The organism is Parabacteroides vesiculifaciens, from assembly GCF_049860805.1.
GTDB lineage: Bacteria > Bacteroidota > Bacteroidia > Bacteroidales > Tannerellaceae > Parabacteroides.
This window is the reverse complement of sequence record NZ_CP187555.1, coordinates 1,670,639-1,689,502: the sequence shown is the minus strand read 5'-3', so window position 1 is coordinate 1,689,502 and position 18,864 is coordinate 1,670,639. Positions and strand designations below refer to the sequence as shown.

14 protein-coding genes are annotated in these 18,864 nt (G+C 49.4%); 8 read left to right on the top strand and 6 right to left on the bottom strand.

The annotated features are described in order from the left end of the window. The first annotated feature begins 248 nt into the window (after nt 1–248). The 7 genes from hypD (at nt 249) to ACPYIV_RS06825 (ending at nt 12,480) form a co-directional block, all read left to right on the top strand. Nucleotides 249–2,687: a trans-4-hydroxy-L-proline dehydratase gene (gene hypD, locus ACPYIV_RS06855; RefSeq protein ID WP_293733786.1), complete on the top strand. Its 2,439-nt coding sequence runs from the start codon at nt 249–251 to the stop codon at nt 2,685–2,687. 1 nt (nt 2,688) lies between these two features. Continuing rightward, entirely contained in the window at nt 2,689–3,594 is a 906-nt protein-coding gene (locus ACPYIV_RS06850) for a glycyl-radical enzyme activating protein (RefSeq protein ID WP_293733785.1), read from the top strand. Between the two features lie 139 nt (nt 3,595–3,733). Further along, nucleotides 3,734–5,434: an aspartate-alanine antiporter gene (gene aspT / locus ACPYIV_RS06845; RefSeq protein WP_425886198.1), complete on the top strand. Its 1,701-nt coding sequence runs from the start codon at nt 3,734–3,736 to the stop codon at nt 5,432–5,434. Between the two features lie 131 nt (nt 5,435–5,565). After that, nucleotides 5,566–7,206 carry a bifunctional aspartate transaminase/aspartate 4-decarboxylase gene (locus tag ACPYIV_RS06840; protein WP_293740748.1) on the top strand — a complete coding sequence of 547 codons (1,641 nt, stop codon included), beginning with the start codon at nt 5,566–5,568 and terminating at the stop codon, nt 7,204–7,206. A gap of 180 nt (nt 7,207–7,386) precedes the next feature. Next, a complete protein-coding gene (locus ACPYIV_RS06835) occupies nt 7,387–9,633 on the top strand; it encodes an aconitate hydratase (protein WP_425886197.1) in 2,247 nt (748 codons plus the stop codon). A gap of 207 nt (nt 9,634–9,840) precedes the next feature. Continuing rightward, complete coding sequence (icd, locus tag ACPYIV_RS06830) at nt 9,841–11,100, top strand: NADP-dependent isocitrate dehydrogenase (RefSeq protein WP_425886196.1); 1,260 nt, start codon at nt 9,841–9,843, stop codon at nt 11,098–11,100. 36 nt (nt 11,101–11,136) lie between these two features. Beyond that, nucleotides 11,137–12,480 carry a citrate/2-methylcitrate synthase gene (locus ACPYIV_RS06825; RefSeq protein ID WP_293733780.1) on the top strand — a complete coding sequence of 448 codons (1,344 nt, stop codon included), beginning with the start codon at nt 11,137–11,139 and terminating at the stop codon, nt 12,478–12,480. Here ACPYIV_RS06825 and ACPYIV_RS06820 read toward each other — a convergent pair. The 6 genes from ACPYIV_RS06820 to ACPYIV_RS06795 all read right to left on the bottom strand — a co-directional run bounded on the left by ACPYIV_RS06820 (nt 12,477) and on the right by ACPYIV_RS06795 (nt 15,166). After that, a complete protein-coding gene (locus tag ACPYIV_RS06820; RefSeq protein WP_293740750.1) occupies nt 12,477–12,938 on the bottom strand; it encodes a hypothetical protein in 462 nt (153 codons plus the stop codon). The two genes, ACPYIV_RS06825 and ACPYIV_RS06820, sit on opposite strands and share 4 nt — an antisense overlap. Beyond that, a complete protein-coding gene (locus tag ACPYIV_RS06815) occupies nt 12,925–13,158 on the bottom strand; it encodes a hypothetical protein (RefSeq protein ID WP_293734903.1) in 234 nt (77 codons plus the stop codon). The genes ACPYIV_RS06820 and ACPYIV_RS06815 overlap by 14 nt, the downstream gene beginning before the upstream one ends. Further along, a complete protein-coding gene (locus tag ACPYIV_RS06810) occupies nt 13,145–13,555 on the bottom strand; it encodes an N-acetylmuramoyl-L-alanine amidase (protein WP_293740751.1) in 411 nt (136 codons plus the stop codon). The genes ACPYIV_RS06815 and ACPYIV_RS06810 overlap by 14 nt, the downstream gene beginning before the upstream one ends. Nucleotides 13,556–13,736: 181 nt before the next feature. After that, entirely contained in the window at nt 13,737–13,967 is a 231-nt protein-coding gene (locus ACPYIV_RS06805) for a DUF4248 domain-containing protein (protein ID WP_293734905.1), read from the bottom strand. Then, nucleotides 13,960–14,574, bottom strand: a complete 615-nt coding sequence (locus tag ACPYIV_RS06800) for a DUF6633 family protein (protein WP_293740752.1) — start codon at nt 14,572–14,574, stop codon at nt 13,960–13,962. Before ACPYIV_RS06800 ends, ACPYIV_RS06805 begins: the two co-directional genes overlap by 8 nt. After that, nucleotides 14,489–15,166 (bottom strand): DUF4373 domain-containing protein, encoded by a 678-nt coding sequence (locus tag ACPYIV_RS06795; RefSeq protein ID WP_293734907.1) that lies wholly within the window; start codon nt 15,164–15,166, stop codon nt 14,489–14,491. The genes ACPYIV_RS06800 and ACPYIV_RS06795 overlap by 86 nt, the downstream gene beginning before the upstream one ends. Before the next feature lie 719 nt (nt 15,167–15,885). Here ACPYIV_RS06795 and ACPYIV_RS06790 point away from each other — a divergent pair. Next, a complete protein-coding gene (locus ACPYIV_RS06790) occupies nt 15,886–18,861 on the top strand; it encodes a type I restriction endonuclease subunit R (protein ID WP_425886195.1) in 2,976 nt (991 codons plus the stop codon). Nucleotides 18,862–18,864 lie beyond the last annotated feature (3 nt).

The window sequence follows — 18,864 nt, the reverse complement described above, 5'->3', positions numbered from 1 at the left end:
CACTTAATACCGAGTGTTGATTTTAAATTATTGTGATATGCTCGTTAAATCTTATAGACGACTATTCAATTGCCTGATTTCTTGACAGGCGATTCTTTTCTTCCCTTTTACCGTTTCCTGGTAAGAGTCTTTTCAATTTGTACTGGTATCTGAAGTCATTGGCATATGCCGGTGGTTTTATCTATGTATCATCCTATACGGAATTTATCTGATTAAAATAACTTGAATAAAAAATAGCCTTTTTATATATGACTACAATCACAGCTCAGCGTGCACCGCACAGTGCATCTAATTTTGCCCCGGCAGTAGAGGCAAATACTTATGGAATGAATGACCGGATCAAACGTCTTCGCAAGGAAACGTTCGATGCCGAGCCCTCCCTGTCTATTGAACGCGCTTTGATAGAAACTCGTTTCTACAAGGAAAACTACGGAAAATATCCGATTCCGATTCTTCGGGCCATGAACTTTTATGAAATCTGCAAGCATAAGACGATCTATATCGGCAAGGACGAGTTGATCGTGGGTGAACGCGGACCAAAACCGAAATGTGTTCCGACCTTCCCGGAGTTGACCTGCCACAGCGTGGAGGACCTGCATGTCCTGAACACCCGCGAATTACAGCGTTATACGATTAGCCAGGAAGATATCGACGCTTATGAACGCGAAGTAATCCCTTACTGGAAAGGACGTACACAGCGAGAACGTATCTTTAGCCATGTGCCCCAGGAGTGGAAAGATGCCTATGAGGTGGGGATGTTCACCGAGTTTATGGAACAACGCGCTCCGGGACATACCGCTCTGGACGGCAAAGTGTATAAATATGGATTGCTGGATTTGAAGGAACGTATCCGGAAAGAACTGGACGGGCTCGATTTTATGAACGATCCTGAAGCGACCGACAAGCAGGAGGAACTGACTGCCATGTCCATCTCGTGCGATGCCGCCATCCTGTTTGCCGAACGGCATGCGGACCTTGCCGACGAAATGTCGCTTACGGAGAAAGATCCGAAACGGGCGGCCGAACTGCGTCGTATCGCCGAAGTTTGCCGGCAGGTTCCGGCTCATGCTCCCCGCAACTATTGGGAGGCGATCCAGATGTATTGGTTCGTCCATTTAGGGACGATTACCGAACTGAACGGTTGGGACGCTATGAACCCCGGCCATTTTGACCAGCATCTGGCTCCTTTCTACGAAAAAGGGATTGCTGACGGCACATTGACCCGCGACGAGGCAAAGGAACTGATGTCGTGCTTCTTTATCAAAGTGAACAACCACACGGCTCCTCCTAAAGTCGGAATCACGGCTAAGGAAAGCGGTACGTATAACGACTTTACGAACCTGAATATCGGCGGTGTGAAATCCGACGGCAGCGACGGGGTTAGCGAAGTCTCCTATATCATGCTCGAGACGATTGAAGAGTTGCATATCCTGCAACCCGGCAGTGCGATCCATATCAGTGCCCGTACACCGGAACGTTTCCTGCGTGCCGGTTGTAAGGTGATCCGCCAGGGGCATGGTTATCCGTCCGTTTTCAATCCGGATGTGTATATCCAGGAATTGATGCGGCAGGGAAAATCCTTGCAGGATGCACGTGAAGGCGGTTGTAGCGGCTGCATCGAGGTCGGGGCGTTCGGCAAGGAGGCATATGTGCTGACCGGTTACCTGAATGTGCCTAAAATTTTGGAAGTGACGCTCAACAACGGTGTCGATCCGATTTCCGGACGTAAGGTGGGGCTGGAAACCGGCGATCCGCGCGGTTTTGCCGACTATGACGAGTTGTATGCTGCTTTTATGGAGCAGGTGCGTTATTTCGTGGATATGAAGGTACGTGTCAGCAACTATATCGACCGGATGTTCGCTAAATATGCGCCGGCTACTTTTCTGTCTCTTTTTATCGACGATTGCATAGCGAAAGGGCGGGATTACTACAACTGCGGCCCGCGCTACAATACGACCTATATCCAGTGTACGGGGCTCGGTACGATTACCGACAGCCTGGCTACGCTGAAAAAACATATATTCGAGGATAAACGCTGGTCGATGGACGAATTGCTGAAGGCGATGGCGAATAATTTCGAAGGGGCCGAGGCAATGCGCCAGACGATCTTGAACCGCACGCCGTTCTTCGGCAATGACGACGAGTATGCCGATACTATCGCCGTGAAGATGTTTGACGATCTATATGATGCGATCGAAGGGAAACCGAACACGAAAGGCGAATGTTTCCATCTGAATATGCTGTCTACCACTTGCCATGTGTATTTCGGCAAGGTGATGGGGGCGACTCCTAACGGACGCCTGGCCGGACGGGCCATCTCGGACGGCACGTCTCCGTCTCATGGCGCCGATACGCACGGACCGTCTGCCGTTATCAAGTCTCTCGGCAAGTTGGACCAGGTGAAGAGCGGCGGTACATTGTTGAACCAGCGTTTCCTGCCGAGCCTGCTGAAGCGGGAGGAGGACATCTCCAAGTTGTCTTCGCTGATCCGTAGTTATTTCGCTTTGGGCGGACATCATATCCAGTTCAACATTGTCGATACGGAGACGCTTTATGCTGCCCAAAAATGTCCGGAAGACTATCGCGACCTCCTGGTTCGAGTAGCCGGTTACAGCGATTATTTCAATGATATGAATGCCGATCTGCAGGCAGATGTAATCATGCGGACGGAACAGGAATCATTCTGATATGCTTATTTTTGATATAAAACGATATGCCATCAACGACGGGCCGGGCATCCGGATCACGATCTTCATGAAAGGGTGTCCCCTGTCGTGCGTGTGGTGCCATAATCCTGAAGGGGTTTCCAGTCGGAAGCAAAAGCTCTATACGAAGAAGAAATGCATCGGTTGCCGGACTTGCGTACAAGCTTGTCCGCAGCAGGCATTGACACTCACGCCGGAGGGGATCGTGACGGATGGGACACGTTGTACCCTGTGCGGGACCTGTGCAGAGGTGTGTCCGGCTTTGGCGATGGAGATATCCGGTACGGAGTATTCGACCGATGCCTTGATGAAGGAGATAGAGAAGGAGACGGTATTCATGGACCGTTCGGAGGGAGGCGTGACGTTTTGCGGTGGAGAGCCGTTGTTACATCCCGAGCCGTTGCTGGACTTGTTGCGCCGTTGCGGTGAACAAGGGATTCACCGGGCTGTCGATACGACGCTTTTCGCCCGTCCGGAGATTGTACGCGATGTGATGGACAACTGCGAACTTCTCCTCGTCGACCTGAAGCAGATGGATTCGGCCAAGCATAAGAAGTATTGCGGCGTCCCTAACGAATTGATCTTATCCAATCTTCGGATGGTAGCGGAAGCGGGGCACGATTTCTATCTTCGCATCCCACTCATCGAAGGCGTGAATGCCGATGAAGAAAATATAACACGCAGTGCTGCTTTCCTGGCTTCGTTGCCGTGGGAGCACCGGACTGTGAACCTGCTCTTGTATCATGACATCGGCAAAGGCAAGCATGATAAGTTGGGTACGGTCTACAATCCGGACCAGTATGCTTTTGCAGCCCCTTCGGACGAGACGGTCGGACGCTGCCGGGAGATATTCGCCGGTTACGGGATTGAAACGACGATCGGGGGATAGCCTTTTCAGATCATATAATTTATAAGGAAGCTGTCGCAGAGTAGAATTTGTGACAGCTTTTTTATTTTGGTTTAACACAACAACTCTTTCCCCTGCCGTGTTTCATTATCAATTTTATTAACGCCAAAAAAAGATATATATGGAATGGTTTGCCAATTTGCTCCGGCATTACCCGGAGCTTGCCATCTTTCTTACGCTTGCCTTCGGCTTCTGGATCGGTAAATTCAAGATTAAAAAGTTCACTTTGGGAACGGTAACCAGTGTTTTGCTGGTCGGTGTGTTGATCGGGCAATTGCATATCGATATCGGGGCTCCGCTGAAATCGGTGTTTTTCCTGCTGTTCTTGTTTGCTGTAGGGTATAGTGTCGGTCCGCAATTCTTCCGGGGATTGAAGAAGGAGGGGTTGCCCCAGGTGTTGTTTGCCGTCGTCATGTGTGTGTTCTGTTTGTTGGCACCGTTTGTGCTGGCAAAGGTTATGGGATATTCCGCCGGGGAGGCAGCCGGCCTGCTGGCGGGTTCGCAGACGATATCCGCCGTGCTCGGAGTAGCCGAAGATACGATCAACCAGCTGGGAATACCGGCGACGGACAAGACGGACATGATCAATGTCATGCCGGTAGCCTATGCCGTCTCCTATATTTTCGGTACGGCCGGTTCCGCCTGGATCATGAGCGATATCGCTCCCCGTTTGTTGGGAGGGATCGAGTCGGTCAAGAAAGCCTGTCGTGACCTGGAAGCTAAAATGGGTTCGGACGATGAAAGCGAGAAGCCCGGCTTCATGCCTGCCGCCCGTCCGATCACGTTTCGTGCCTATAAGATCAGCAACGACTGGTTCGGGGCGGGAAAAACCGTGAAGGAATTGGAAGATTACCTGGAAGAGCAGGGCCGGCGTCTTTTCGTCGAACGTGTCCGCATCGATCATGTGATCCGGGATGCGAAGCCCGACCAGATGCTCCTGAAAGGGAATGAAGTCGTGCTCAGCGGCCGCCGTGAGTTTGTGGTCGGGGAGGAGGACTGGATCGGCGATGAAGTCAATGACATCGAACTGCTGGACTTCCCTGCCGAAACTTTGCCGGTGCTGATCTCCCGTAAGAAATATGTGGGTATGACGGTCGCCAAACTGCGTAAACTGCCGGTTATGCATGGTGTCAGTATCAAAAGCATCAAACGTGCCGGTATCAATATACCGGTATTGGCGGCTACGACGATCGATCCGGGCGATATGCTGGAATTAGTCGGAACCAAATTAGAGGTGAATGCGGCAGCCGATACGTTGGGCTATGCCGACCGGCCGACGAACCAGACGGATATGATTTTCGTCGGTCTCGGAATCTTCCTCGGAGGCGTCGTGGGATCTTTAGCGATCCATTTCGGAGGTGTTCCCATCAGCCTGAGTACAAGCGGCGGCGCACTGATCGCCGGATTAGTCTTCGGATGGTTGCGTTCGAAACATCCTACTTTCGGGCGAATTCCGGAACCCTCCCTTTGGGTGCTGAATAATGTCGGGTTGAACATGTTTATCGCCGTTGTCGGCATTACGGCCGGTCCGAGCTTTGTCACCGGATTGAAGGAAGTCGGTGTGAGCCTCTTCTTTATCGGTGCGTTGGCAACCGCTATTCCGCTGATCGTCGGTGTATTGCTGGGAAGATATGTCTTTAAGTTCCACCCGGCGATTACACTGGGCTGCACCTCCGGCGCCCGTACGACTACGGCAGCCCTTGGAGCGGTGGAAGATGCTGTCGAGAGCCAAACGCCTGCGTTAGGCTATACGGTTACATACGCGGTAGGCAACACCCTGTTGATCATCTGGGGTGTCGTGATCGTCTTACTTATGACATGAATTTAGATGGTATGCCATCTGTTACCATAGATGGTATACTATCTGTTACCATAGATGGTATGCCATCTATTACCATCAATAATATACCATTTGAACAAGGGGTTATTATTTATCATATTAATTATATCTCTATGAAACACAAAATCACTCGTGAATACGAAAAAAAAATGTCAGAGATCAGCCCTTTTGAGCTGAAGAACATCCTGATAGACCTTGCGGACGAAAGTGCCCGCAAGAGTACGCACATCATGCTGAACGCCGGGCGTGGCAATCCGAACTGGATCAGCACCGTGCCCCGCGAAGCCTTTTTCCTGCTCGGCCAGTTCGGGCTGGAAGAATGCGCCCGTACCTCCGAATATGCCGAGGAGATGGTCGGGCTGGCCGGCATCCCCGAAAAGAAACGTATCGCCACCCGCTTTACACAGTTCCTGATGAAGCACGCCGGTTCTCCCGGTATGGCGTTGCTGAAAGATACGTACGATTACCTTGTGAACGAGAGAGGAGTCGATGAGAACGACCTCGTGCATGAATGGGCGGAAGGCGTGATCGGGGACCAGTATCCCGTTCCCGACCGCATCCTGAAATATACGGAAGTGCTGGTCGAAGACTACTTGAAACAGGAGTTGTGCGACAACCGCCCGCCCAAAGGAAAGTTCGATCTTTTCGCCACCGAAGGAGGGACAGCCGCGATGTGCTATATCTTCGACTCCCTGCAACAAAATTTCCTTCTCAATAAAGGCGACAAGATCGTCCTGTTTGCTCCGGTATTCACCCCTTATATAGAGATACCGGAACAAGCCCGCTACTTATTCGATGTAACCGAAATCCACGCTTGCAAAATGACGAAAGACGGCTACCATACCTGGCAGTACAAGGAAAAAGACCTCGACATACTGAAGGACCCGACCGTCAAAGCCGCCTTCATCGTCAATCCGAGCAACCCGCCTTCCTACGGGCTGACGGACGGGCTGATGGAGCGTATTGTCGACGTTGTCCGGAACGACAATCCGAACCTGATGATTATCACGGATGATGTCTACGCCACCTATATTCCCCATTTCCGTTCGATCATGGCGGAACTGCCGGATAATACCCTCTGCGTCTACTCCTTCTCCAAATATTTCGGAGCTACGGGCTGGCGCTTAGCCGTTGTCGCGCTGCACGAAAATAATATTTACGACCGGATGTTGAAGGAGCTGCCGGCAGAGCAGAAGGAGCAGCTGAATAAACGCTATAGCAGCATTTCTCTCCATCCCGAGGAGATCCGTTTCATCGACCGCATGGTTGCCGACAGCCGCCAGGTCGCCCTGAACCATACCGCCGGGCTTTCACTGCCGCAACAGACGCAAATGGCGCTCTTTGCCTCCTTCTCGCTGTTGGACCGCGAGAATGCCTATAAGACGAAAATGCAGCAGATCATTCACGACCGCCTCCATACACTTTGGGAAAGTACCGGTTTCACGTTGCTCGACGATCCGTTGCGTGCCGGTTACTACAGCGAGATCGATATGCTGGTCTGGGCAAAGAAGTTTTACGGGGACGATTTCGTTGTCTACCTGCAGGAAAATTACGAGCCGGTCGACGTTGTGTTCCGCCTGGCACAGGAAACTTCGCTGGTCTTGCTCAATGGTGGCGGGTTCGATGCGCCGGAGTGGTCGATACGCTGTTCGCTTGCCAATCTGAAACGTGAAGATTACGTCCGTATCGGGGAGGGGATCGCATCCATCCTCCACAGCTATGCGGACAAATGGAAAGAATCGTTGAAGAAATAAGAAGAAATAAATAAAGCCTTTGAACAAAACGGGCTCTCGCTACGTTCTATTATTGAACGTATAGGGAGCCCGTTCTTATAGATGCCCTTTATCGGTCTATAGAAATTATTGAATAAAAGGTATTCATATAAATACTATTTTTATCCCAGCCTACATTGCTAACTAATAAAAAGAACAGATATGGTGTACGACATTGACATGCTGAGAAGCTTTTATTCTAATTTTCCAAAGCGGGTGGATGCAGCCCGCAAACACGTTGGCCGTCCGTTGACACTGGCCGAAAAAATCTTATATGCACATTTGTATAACGAATCGGACGTCCGTCCCTTCCGCCGTGGTGAAGATTATGTGAATTTCCGTCCCGATCGTGTCGCGATGCAGGATGCGACTGCACAGATGGCCCTGCTTCAGTTTATGAATGCAGGGAAGTCCAAATCTGCCGTTCCCGCCACCGTGCACTGCGATCACCTGATCCAGGCAAACATGGGAGCGAAGACGGATATCGCAACGGCTACGCAGAGCAACAGCGAGGTCTACGATTTCCTGAAATCCGTTTCCGACAAATACGGTATCGGCTTCTGGAAACCGGGAGCCGGAATCATCCATCAGGTGGTGCTTGAGAATTATGCCTTTCCCGGCGGCATGATGGTCGGTACGGACTCGCATACGCCTAATGCGGGCGGTCTGGGTATGATCGCTATCGGCGTAGGCGGCGCTGACGCTGTGGATGTGATGACCGGCATGGAATGGGAACTGAAAATGCCGAAACTGATCGGCGTAAAGCTGACCGGTAGCCTGAGTGGATGGGCATCTCCGAAAGATGTGATCCTGAAATTGGCCGGAATCCTGACCGTGAAGGGGGGAACGAATGCCATCATCGAATATTTCGGTCCCGGAGCTGAATCCTTGTCAGCGACAGGTAAAGCGACGATCTGTAATATGGGCGCCGAGGTAGGAGCCACAACCTCCCTTTTCCCATTCGACCGGAATATGGCTACTTACCTGCGTGCCACCGGACGCGATACGGTTGCCGAATGGGCGACAGCTATCTCCGACTATCTGGAAGCCGATATGGATGTACGGGCACAGCCGGATTCTTTCTACGACCGTGTGATCGTCATCAACTTGTCCGAATTGGAACCGCATATCAACGGCCCGTTCACACCGGATGCCGCCACGCCTATCTCCGAATTTGCCGCCAAAGTGAAGGAGAACGGCTGGCCACGTAAGATGGAAGTCGGACTGATCGGTTCCTGCACGAACTCGTCCTACCAGGACTTGAGCCGTGCCGCCTCGATCGCCCGCCAGGCTGCCGAAGACAAGATTCCGGTGGAAGCCCCGCTTATTATCAACCCCGGTTCCGAACAAATCCGCTATACGGCCGAACGGGACGGCATTCTCGGCGATTTCGAGAAGATCGGCGCAACGATTATGGCCAACGCCTGCGGCCCGTGTATCGGGCAATGGAAACGGCATACCGACGACAATACGCGCAAAAACTCCATCGTCACCTCCTTTAACCGTAATTTCGCCAAACGTGCAGACGGCAACCCGAACACACACGCTTTTGTCGCTTCCCCGGAACTGACACTGGCGTTGACCATTGCCGGAGACCTCTGCTTCAACCCGCTGACCGATACCCTGAAAACAGCCGACGGCCGCGAAGTAAAACTAAATGAACCGAAAGGTACCGATTTCCCGTCGAAAGGATTCGAAGTAAAAGACAACGGCTATCTCGCTCCGACGGGCAAGGAGGTCGAGGTCGTGATCGCCTCCGGATCCAATCGCTTGCAGGAATTGAAACCTTTCGCTCCCTGGGATGGCAAAGACCTGATCGAAATGCCGTTGTTGCTGAAAGCCGAAGGCAAATGTACGACCGACCATATTTCGATGGCAGGTCCGTGGCTCCGTTTCCGTGGCCATCTGGAAAATATTTCGGACAATATGCTGATGGGGGCCGTGAATGCTTTCAACGGGAAGACAAACAGTGTGCTGAACCAGTTGAACGGCGAATATGAAGCTGTCTCCGCTGTCGCTAAGCAATATAAGGCAAAGGGAATCTCCTCTATCGTCGTAGCGGAAGAGAACTATGGGGAGGGATCGTCCCGCGAACATGCCGCTATGGAACCCCGTTTCCTGAATGTGAAAGTGATCCTTGCCAAGAGTTTCGCCCGCATCCATGAAACGAACCTGAAAAAACAGGGTATGCTTGCCCTCACCTTTGCCGATAAGGATGATTATAAGAAAGTGCGCGAAGAGGACAAAATCTCGATTATCGGCCTGAAAGAGTTCGCACCCGGAAAACCGCTGACGGCAATTCTGTACCATGCCGACGGCACGGAAGAATCATTCGCGGTGAATCATACCTATAATGAGTTGCAGATAAAATGGTTTAAAGCGGGTGCAGCCTTGAATGCAGCCCGGTGATAAATTATTGATTTACCGGTGTGGAACATGGATGACATGGTTATACAAAATGATTATCATCCCGTAGGGGCAGGGCTCTGCTCTGCCCTTTGAATCCGGCAAGGCAGACGTTATTTCCATTGGGCGGAGTAGAACCCCGCCTCTACGAGTCTCCATTATTAATTCACACCCATAAATCATCATCCATAAAAATAAATAATCAGTATTATGAACAAGATTACAAAACAAAACGGGACGCTCCTTGTCCCCGATAAAGTAGTCATTCCCTTTATAGAGGGAGATGGAGTAGGTGCGGAAATCACGCCGGTCTGCCAGCGCATCGTCAACGAAGCGATCGGCAGGGCGTATGGCGGCAAGCGGGCGATCGAATGGAAGGAAGTGCTGGCTGGCGGGAAAGCCTTCAAGCAAACCGGCAGTTGGCTGCCCGACGAAACGATGGAGGCTTTTCGTGAATATATGATCGGGATCAAAGGCCCGTTGACAACCCCCATCGGCGGCGGCATCCGTTCGCTGAACGTTGCCCTCCGGCAAACCCTCGACCTCTATGTCTGCCTCCGTCCGGTACGCTGGTTCCGTGGAGTCGTGACTCCCATCAAAGAACCGGAAAAAGTCGATATGTATATCTTTCGCGAGAACACCGAAGATATCTATGCCGGCATCGAATGGCAGCAAGGGACGCCCGAAGCCCGCAAATTCCTCAAATTCCTGACGGAAGAGATGGGTGTGACGAAGGTGCGTTTTCCCGAAACCTCCTCTTTCGGCGTGAAACCTGTTTCGATCGAGGGTACGGAACGTCTCGTACGCGCCGCCATCGAGTTTGCCTTGGCCAACCGCCTGCCCAGCGTCACGTTGGTGCATAAAGGAAACATCATGAAGTTTACGGAAGGCGGATTCAAACTGTGGGGATATGCGCTTGCGGAACGCGAATTTCCCGATAAGACCTTCACCTGGCCCCAGTATGAGAAGATTAAGAAGGAAAAAGGAGAGGATGCCGCCGCAGCCGCTCTCTTGGAAGCCGAGGCAGCCGGAAAGGTCGTCGTCAAAGATGTGATTGCCGACGCTTTCCTGCAGAACACCCTCCTCGTGCCGGAAGAATATTCGGTGATCGCCACACTGAACCTCAACGGCGATTATGTCTCCGACCAGTTGGCGGCGATGGTAGGCGGTATCGGCATTGCACCTGGAGCCAACATCAACTACGACAGCGGCTATGCGATCTTCGAAGCGACACACGGGACAGCGCCCAACATCGCCGGCAAAAACGTCGTGAACCCCTGCTCCCTCTTGCTCTCTTCCGTCATGATGCTCGAATATATGGGATGGAACGAAGCCGGACGGCTGATAACCGCCGCGCTCGAACACGCCTTTTCCGAAGGAAAGGCCACCCACGATCTGGCCCGTTTCATGCCGAACGGACAATCTCTCGGCACCCGGGAGTTTGGCGAATATATAATGTCGATCCTGTAACGACAAAGAAATTGAATAGATTAAAAAATTACTGTCATGAAGAAAGAATATATTATTTACAAATTGTCCGATGCATCCAAAGAAGCATGCAAGATTGACAACGAACTGTTCCCGATGTACAATGTGAAGCGCGGGCTTCGTAACGAAGACGGCACAGGTGTGTTGGTAGGGCTGACGAAGGTCGGCAACGTGGTCGGTTACGAACGCCTGCCCGAAGGCGGTCTGAAAGCGATCCCCGGAAAGCTGTTTTACCGCGGGTATGATGTGGAAGACATCGCACACGGGCTGATCAAGGAAAAACGTTTCGGCTTTGAAGAAGTCGCCTACCTGCTTCTGTCCGGAAAATTGCCCGACAAGGAAGAATTGGCAGGTTTCAAGGAACTGATCTGCGACAATATGCCGCTCGAACAGAAGACGAAGATGAACATCCTCGACCTGGAGGGACAGAACATCATGAACATCCTGGCCCGTAGCGTCCTCGAAATGTACACGTTCGACCCGAACCCCGACGATACCTCGCGCGACAACCTGATGCGCCAGTCGATCGAACTGATCTCACGTTTCCCGACCATCATCGCCTATGCTTACAATATTTACCGGCACAGCCAGCAAGGCCGTTCGCTGCATATCCGCCACCCGCATGAAAACCTTTCGATCGCCGAGAACTTCCTGCATATGCTGAAAAAAGATTTCACCGACCTGGAAGCCCGTACGCTCGACCTGTTGCTTGTCCTGCAGGCCGAACACGGCGGAGGTAACAACTCCACGTTTACCGTCCGTGTGACCAGTTCCACCGGTACGGACACTTATTCTTCCATTGCCGCCGGTATCGGTTCGCTGAAAGGCCCGTTGCATGGGGGAGCCAATATACAGGTTGTCGATATGTTCCATCATCTGAAAGAGAATATCGCCGACTGGAAGAATGTGGACGAGATAGATACCTATTTCATGCGTATGCTGAACAAGGAAGCCTATAACAAGACCGGCCTGATCTACGGTATCGGACACGCCGTCTATACGATTTCCGATCCCCGTGCCGTTGTCTTGAAAGAGCTGGCACGCGATCTCGCGAAGGAAAAAGGGCGTGAAGAAGAATTTGCTTTCCTCGAATTGCTCGAAGCGCGCGCCATCGAATGTTTCGCCAAGCATAAAGGAACGAAGAAACGCGTCTCCTCGAACGTCGATTTCTATTCCGGTTTCGTGTATGAAATGATCGGATTGCCGCAGGAAATTTACACGCCTCTGTTCGCTATGGCACGTATCGTCGGATGGACTGCCCACCGCATCGAAGAGCTGAACTTCGAAGGCAAACGCATCATCCGCCCGGCCTACAAGAACGTCCTCGAAGAACTGAAATACGTTCCTGTCGCCGAACGCTAATGCCTGCCGATCCTGCGGAGTCCTGTGATTCCGCCGATAACGGCAATGACCCCGGCCGCCCATTTCCATAAGGCGGTCGGGGTCTGCTGTTTTTCTGCCTTGTCTCGCGAACGGTCGTCCTCCTTTTGCCGGACGGTTCCGGTGACGTTTCGCCGCAGGCTGTCCTCCGAGAAGGAACGGCTGCTCCGGGTGTCCCGGCTCCGGACAACTGCCGATACGTGTTGCCTGCCTGCGCTGTCGGGTGGAGAAAGGCGGACCATTTCCCACTGGCGGATGCTCTCGCTCTCCATCCTGCGCTTGCCTCTCGAAAAGAGACTGTCTGTGTGCAGGCAGTACGTTTCCTCCTGCCGCCATGTCGATTTTTCCCGTTGTTTTCGTACCGAGCAGGACGGCAGGAGCAATAGTAGCCCTATTGCCGGGCATCCGATCGTAAACCGGAATCCTTTATTTTTTTTCATCTTGTTTCCTGTATTTGTATTTATAGGTATAGTCGACTCCGAACAGCGCACCGGAAAAAGTGGATATCTCGCCGAATCCGACCAGTACGGAATTATGTATCTCGCCTGCCGGGGAACACCAGAATCCCATGAACAGCAGTGCGATCCCCGCCAGCGACAGTGCGACGGCCACGGTCAGCTGGCAGGTGAACGGATGGTGCATTTTCTTACAGTTCCGCATATTCTTCCTCCGCATTAAAACAAGGACAGGCTTTGTGTGCTCCTAAATCCCGGTGGCCGCATATCCGGCTCATCGGATATCTTATTTTCAAGAGTTTCAGCAGAATTTTGAGTGATTCCTTTTGCTCGTCCGTCCGGGTGTCTTCAGGATTGCCGGCGGCATCCAACCCGCCTTCGTAGCAAATGCCGATGCTGTTGCGGTTGTAGCCCTTCACATGTGCCGGAATCTGTTCGAGAGGCCGCATGGGGACGATTTGACCGCTGCGGCGGACATAGTAGTTGTAGCCTGCCCGGACGAACCCGCGTGCTTTGTGGTCGCGTTCCAACTGTTCGGACGTGTAGTCTTGTGTCTCCCTCGTGGCAGAACAATGCAAGACAATCAGATTGATTTTTCTCATGATCTTTTAATTTTCAATTCTCAATTTTTAATTCCCGAAAGCGAAGATAGGAGGAGGGCGGGAAGGGGAATCGCCTTTGGTCGGCGAGTGTCGGTATTTGTCGGTATCAGTCGGCATAAAACGTGTTTGCCGGGTAGAACCCGGGAAGTCGGACTGGAGGAAAGCCTATCGGTAGTCGTTGTTATTTAACTTCCCAAGTTTCCGGGTCGCCCAAATGGTCGACGAGGATGGCGGTTTGCAGTGGAGTGAAGACCTTCTGGCCTTTGTGGTAACCCGCGAGCAAGAGTTCTTCCCACAGTTCTTCGTCACGTCTGATCCAGCGTGCCAGTTGCGTGGATGCCGATTTAGGCTGTATGTTTTTGAAATACATCAAGGCCAGTTCGGCATGGCCGTAGATACGATCTTTATCCATTCTTGTTCTTTTTTAGTCGTTTTTGTTCCAGATATTCTTCACGTGTGATGCATTTGCTCGTGTCGGTTGGCGGCAAGGCCGATTTTTCGACACGCGATTGCTCTTCTTTATATCGGATGATATCCGTGCGTCTCTGTTCGGTGAATTGCAGGAGCGAGGAGGTGATGAACAATGCGTCCACCATCCCGTAGAACCGTCCGTAACGTCCGCATTTGAGACGATGGAAAAACAGCAAAATTTCCGATGCCTTCAGATTGGGATATTCAGCCAGTATCAAGGCAGCCAATTCCCTCTGCCGTGCAACCTGCATTTTTTCTCTTACTCCGGTGAAGTTATTCAAATTTTCGATCAGGATGCAGAGCCAGACAATGACGGTTTGCCAGCCATAGCCTTCCGCCATGACCTCCAGCGACGGGGCGGAGCCGAGATAAGCCCGTGCCTCGTTGCGTGCCGTAGCGATTTGCAAGTCAGGAGTGAACAGTTTCAGGAATTGTTCGGCCGCCCCGTAGCGTTTGCACATCTCAGCGGCCTCTTGTTGCTTCTTGAGCCATGCGGAGGATTTCTGCCCGCCGGGCAGCTTCCCCATGATCGTTTGGTTGATTTCCATAAAATCTTGTTTTTTGAGTTGTTGTATTTGTATTTATATTTCCATTTATATTTACCGGGGTTATTGTAGCAGAAACGGGTGTTTTTGTCGCAATAACTCTGGAATCAGCCTCATTGGCGGTAGTTTTTGCAACAGTAACGGTGCTTTCTGTAGCATTAACTTCTGCATGGGCCTTAGTAGCCCCGTTTTTATCTGTCGATAATGTTTGGGGAACGAGCAGGTTGATATCCGTATCGATCCGTACAGCCGTACGCCGGCTGATCTCTTCGAAACGTTGTTGGATTCCGACGGACGAGAGTATCTGCCGGTATTCCATCAATTCGCTGTCGAAGAGGCGGATCTGCACACAGAATCCGATCACATCTTTCACAAGCGTTTCGTCCTGTCCGGTCGTGAAACCGATGTCGAAACAGAAATCGCTGTCGTAGCGGGCGTAATATCCGTTCCCGCCGTAGATTTCGCACAAGGTGGCGAGGTAGATGCAGATGCCGTTGCATCCGTATCGTTGCGCAAGGCGTTGTATTTTCCGGTCGGACATGAAATGGGTGTCCAACGGAAAATAGCCGAGTCCCTTTCTTATGGGTCTTGCCATTTTGATAGTTGTTTTTTTTGTTAATGTTATTAAAAAACCGCAGGTTAACTTTCCGGTGTATGAAAAAGGGGAGAATGAATTGATGGATTTAGTATTAGCGTAAACCAAAAAGTCGAACTCCGGAATTTCCATTAAAGGTACGACTTCCTGGTTCTATGCCGGCAAAAGTAATAGAAAAGTCTTATAATTCAAAGGTTTTGAAATATAAGTTCGAAACCTCGTTTCCTGCTCTTCTCCGCTTTTATTCGCAAGAACCGGAAAAGATGTCTGCGGTAGGGCGGATTTAAATGTTAAAACAGACAATATCCCCCTTGAAAACGTGTATTATCGTATTCCGCTGTATAATAGTATGTTATTGAAAATTGTGTTTGTTAATAAATATTACCCTTGCGGGAAATTTGAAATATATGGGGTATAAAATCGAAATAGATGCGATGGTATTTCGATTTAGACCAACGGGTAATTAGTGGAATTATACAATAAGGGTAGGAGATGGGGGATAAGCTGGAAATATCAAAAGGAAATATAATTTCGCATAATTCACCCTACAAAATCGGTGTGCCATGATATGAAATGAAAAAATTAGGCTTATATAAAAGGGATATTTCATATCTTTATGGCCAAATAAAAATATCGAGAGTAGGTGCGACTCTTCGATTTTGCAAATGTGTTAGGTATTGAAATAAAGGATTCAATAGATAGCTAAAGAGTGGATAAGTATGATATCTAAGGAAAAACAAATAGAAGATCACTTTATTAATAAATTAATAGATCTCAAGTACACCTATCGTGACGATATTCGTGATAGGAATTCATTAGAGAGGAATTTTAGAACAAAGTTCGAAACATTGAACAGAGTTCATTTGACCGATTCTGAATTTAGTCGTCTACTTGAAGAGATCATTGACGCTGATGTTTTTGCTTCTTCTAAAAGGCTGCGAGGAATCAATACGTTTATGCGTGAAGACGGGACGCCGTTACAATATATGCTGGTCAATATCAAAGATTGGTGTAAGAATGATTATGAGGTGATAAATCAGTTGCGTATAAATACCAATAACAGCTATCATCGGTATGATGTGATTTTATTGATCAATGGCATTCCTGTAGTTCAGGTAGAGTTGAAGGCTTCGGATGTAAGTCCTCGCCGGGCAATGCAACAAATTGTTGATTATAAAAGTGATACGGGTAACGGGTACACGAATACATTACTCTGTTTTATGCAACTTTTTATCGTAAGCAATCAGGCAAATACTTACTATTTCACCAATAATAACGATCAATATTTCAGTTTCAATACAGATGAGCAGTTTTTGCCAGTCTATCAATATGCGACAGAGTCAAACAGAAAAATAACACACCTTGATGCGTTTTCTACGGCATTTTTGTCGAAATGTACATTGGGGGAGATGATTAACCGCTATATGGTTTTGGTTGTCAGTGAACAAAGGTTGCTCATAATGCGTCCCTATCAGATATATGCGGTAAAAGCAATCATAGATTGTATTCATCAAAACAGAGGTAACGGTTATATTTGGCACACGACAGGAAGTGGCAAGACGCTTACATCATTCAAAGCATCTACTCTGCTAAAAGATAATCCCGACATTGATAAATGCTTGTTTGTGGTAGACCGTAAAGACTTGGATAGACAAACCCGTGAGGAGTTTAATAAATTTCAGGAAAATTGCGTAGAAGAGAATACCAATACAGGGACTCTTGTTAGACGCATGTTGTCGGACGACTATGCCGACAAAGTGATTGTAACTACCATTCAAAAATTGGGTGTCGCTCTCGATTCGTCCAATAAAAACAACTATAAGGACCGTTTAATCCATCTAAAGGATAAACGGATTGTATTTATTTTCGATGAATGCCACCGTTCCCAGTTCGGAGACAATCACAAGGCAATTAAAGAGTTCTTTCCGAACGCCCAACTCTTCGGCTTCACCGGAACACCTATATTTGAACAGAATGCAACCTATACAAAAATAAGCGGAGAGCAAGCCTCGTACAAGATCACGGAAGATATTTTCCCAAGCCGGCTGCACGCCTATACCATAACACATGCTATCGAGGACAAAAACGTCTTACGTTTCCATGTCGATTACTTTAAGCCCAAAGAGACAGGTGACCGCCGGGCAGATGGTACGCTCAAGAAGCAAGCGGTGGTAGATGCGATATTATCGAAACATGACGCTGCAACTCATTCCCGTAGGTTTAATGCCATACTTGCCACAGCTTCTATCAATGAAGCTATCGAGTATTACGAACTGTTCCGCAGCGCACAAGAAAGCCTAAAGCAGCAGGATGAAAATTACGAACCGCTTAACATAGCTTGTGTATTCTCGCCTCCTGCCGAAGGAAATAAAGATATTCAGCAAATACAGGAAGATCTGCCGCAAGAGCAGGATGATAACCGTGAAGAGCCTGAAGAAAAGAAAAAGGCGTTGAAGACGATTATTGACGACTATAACCGGCAGTATAAGACCAACCATACGATTGCAGAGTTTGATACCTACTATCAGGATGTGCAGAAACGCATCAAAGATCAACAATATAGCAATAAAGACTATCCACACAAAAATAAGATCGATATAACGATTGTCGTGGATATGTTGCTGACAGGTTTTGACTCTAAATATCTCAATACATTATATGTTGATAAAAATTTGAAATATCACGGTCTGATACAGGCGTTCTCACGTACCAATCGCATTTTGAACGACACTAAGCCATATGGTAACATCCTTGATTTTAGAGGTCAGCAAGATGCTGTCGATGAAGCGATAGCGTTATTCTCTGGAGAGAAGACCGATAATCCTAAAGAGATATGGCTTGTAGATTCTGCCCCGAAAGTGATAGAGAAGTTCCAAGATGCCGTTCAGAAGTTGAGTGAATATATGCAATCGCAAGGATTGGAGTGCCAAGCTGAAAATGTTTATAGTTTGCAGGGAGATGAGGCTCGTGCCGGTTTTATCAACTGTTTCAAAGAAGTACAACGATACAGAACCCAGTTGGAGCAATATACCGATATTAACGAGCAGGAGAAAGCAAAAATCGAAGAACTGTTGCCAGAAGAGACTTTGCGTTCGTTCCGTGGAGCCTATATTGAAACGGCACAACAATTACGCAAACAGCGGGAGACAGGCAAAGACCATGAGGTTAGTCCACAGGTTGAAGACCTTGATTTTGAATTTGTTCTTTTTGCTTCGGCAGTCATTGACTACGATTATATAATGGGATTAATCGCCCGCTATACGAATAGCAAAAACAGCAAGCAACGAGTAACCAAAGAGCAGTTGATCAGCCTTGTGGCATCGAGCGCCAACCTGATTGATGAACGGGACGATATTCGAGAATACATCGATAGTCTCGACGAAGTGAACGGTAAGACAGAACAGGAGATAAAAGAGGGTTACGAAGCATTTAAGGCAGAGAAATATGCTAGACAATTGGCATCCATTGCCGACAAACACAGTATCACAGCAGATTCGTTACGCGAATTTGTAGAACAGATAATGGATCGAATGATATTCGATGGCGAAAAACTGAGTGATTTGTTAGCTCCGTTGGAATTAGGATGGAAAGCGCGTATCAAGGCTGAATTAGCCCTGATGGATGATCTCGTTCCATTATTGAAACGTTTGGCCGCTGGCCGTGAAATTTCAGGATTGTCTGCTTATGAAGATTGATGT

Excerpts from the sequence above, each read along its gene's own strand:
- ACPYIV_RS06795 (WP_293734907.1), bottom strand. The coding sequence starts at position 15,166 with ATGGCAAGACCCATAAGAAAGGGACTCGGCTATTTTCCGTTGGACACC.
- ACPYIV_RS06800 (WP_293740752.1), bottom strand. The coding sequence starts at position 14,574 with ATGGAAATCAACCAAACGATCATGGGGAAGCTGCCCGGCGGGCAGAAA.
- ACPYIV_RS06850 (WP_293733785.1), top strand. The coding sequence starts at position 2,689 with ATGCTTATTTTTGATATAAAACGATATGCCATCAACGACGGGCCGGGC.
- ACPYIV_RS06815 (WP_293734903.1), bottom strand. The coding sequence starts at position 13,158 with ATGCGGAACTGTAAGAAAATGCACCATCCGTTCACCTGCCAGCTGACC.
- ACPYIV_RS06835 (WP_425886197.1), top strand. The coding sequence starts at position 7,387 with ATGGTGTACGACATTGACATGCTGAGAAGCTTTTATTCTAATTTTCCA.
- ACPYIV_RS06810 (WP_293740751.1), bottom strand. The coding sequence starts at position 13,555 with ATGAGAAAAATCAATCTGATTGTCTTGCATTGTTCTGCCACGAGGGAG.
- ACPYIV_RS06805 (WP_293734905.1), bottom strand. The coding sequence starts at position 13,967 with ATGGATAAAGATCGTATCTACGGCCATGCCGAACTGGCCTTGATGTAT.
- ACPYIV_RS06820 (WP_293740750.1), bottom strand. The coding sequence starts at position 12,938 with ATGAAAAAAAATAAAGGATTCCGGTTTACGATCGGATGCCCGGCAATA.
- aspT (WP_425886198.1), top strand. The coding sequence starts at position 3,734 with ATGGAATGGTTTGCCAATTTGCTCCGGCATTACCCGGAGCTTGCCATC.
- icd (WP_425886196.1), top strand. The coding sequence starts at position 9,841 with ATGAACAAGATTACAAAACAAAACGGGACGCTCCTTGTCCCCGATAAA.
- ACPYIV_RS06790 (WP_425886195.1), top strand. The coding sequence starts at position 15,886 with ATGATATCTAAGGAAAAACAAATAGAAGATCACTTTATTAATAAATTA.
- ACPYIV_RS06840 (WP_293740748.1), top strand. The coding sequence starts at position 5,566 with ATGAAACACAAAATCACTCGTGAATACGAAAAAAAAATGTCAGAGATC.
- hypD (WP_293733786.1), top strand. The coding sequence starts at position 249 with ATGACTACAATCACAGCTCAGCGTGCACCGCACAGTGCATCTAATTTT.
- ACPYIV_RS06825 (WP_293733780.1), top strand. The coding sequence starts at position 11,137 with ATGAAGAAAGAATATATTATTTACAAATTGTCCGATGCATCCAAAGAA.